Consider the following 1,076-nt stretch of genomic DNA (forward strand, 5'->3'; position numbering starts at 1 on the left):
AGCTCGACAGCGACAACGCGCCCCGCCCCCTCGTGCAGATGCAGGCCCGGGTGCAGCCGGCGCTGCCGCCGCGCAAGGCGGTGCCCGCGCTGAAGGCGCCCGTCCGGCCGGCAGCGGCCCGCCGCGCAGCCAACACCCGTTCCGCCCCAAGGCTCGCCGCGGCCCAGGCCGCCGCGCCGGGCGACTGGACCGAGTTCTGACGCACCGCAGGAAAAAGCAAAATGAAATGGTTCCTGGAGCTTCGTGTCGCCGCCAAGCTGGTTCTCAGCTTTCTCATGGTCGCGGCGGTGGGCGCCGCGGTCGGCGGGCTCGGCATCTTTCACATGGGGCGCATCAACGCTTCGACTGAAAACCTCTACAGCCACGACCTGCGCGCGATGAAGGCCGTGCAGGCGGCCAACATCCACCTGCTCGACGCGAGCCGCGCCCAGATGGGCCTGCTGTCGGCCGGCACCAAGGGCGAGCGCAACGTCGGCTTCACGGAATTGAAGAGTGCCGTGAAGGCGCTCGAATCGAACGTGGCCGAGGTCAAGCCCGTGCTCGAAGAGACGCCCGAGGGCCGGGAACTCAGCGAGCAGTACCAGCGCCTGATGCCGCCGCTGCGAAAGCACCTGGCCGATTTTGCCGACCTCATCGCCAGGCAGTCGCTGGACAGCTCGCAGTTCGAAGGCAGCGTGCCGCAGGAGAGCGAGCAGCTGCTCAAGGAGTCGCGCGCGCTGGAGAAAGTGCTTCAGCGCATGGTGGCCTACAGCGACCAGCAGGCCAGGGACAGCATGGAGGGCGCCGCACGCACGTTCAAGACGTCTCGGCTCCTGATGGTGCTGATGGCACTGGCCGGCATCGTCATCAGCGTGGGGCTCGGCGTGATGGTGGCCCGGCTGCTGGCGCGGCAACTGGGCGGCGAGCCCGGCTACGCTGCCGACGTGGTCGGCCGCATCGCGAACGGCGACCTGAGCGAAAGCGTGCAGGCCCGCTCGGCCCGTGCCGGCAGCCTCTTGTTCTCGATCAAGCGCATGCAGGACCAGCTGACCGAGGTGGTGGTGCGGATCAAGACGTCGAGCGATGCCATCGCCACC

Annotated in this window: 1 protein-coding gene and 1 pseudogene; both read left to right on the plus strand. The window is 68.7% G+C overall.

The features are described from left to right. Positions 1 to 200: pseudogene (locus EJO66_RS32485) on the plus strand (methyl-accepting chemotaxis protein); the annotation flags it as partial. Between the two features lie 21 nt (positions 201 to 221). Next, positions 222 to 1,076 (plus strand): MCP four helix bundle domain-containing protein (locus EJO66_RS32490; RefSeq protein ID WP_185738459.1); only part of this gene is annotated, 855 nt, incomplete at its 3' end.

The sequence above is a fragment of the Variovorax beijingensis genome, from assembly GCF_003951285.1.
GTDB lineage: Bacteria > Pseudomonadota > Gammaproteobacteria > Burkholderiales > Burkholderiaceae_C > Variovorax > Variovorax beijingensis.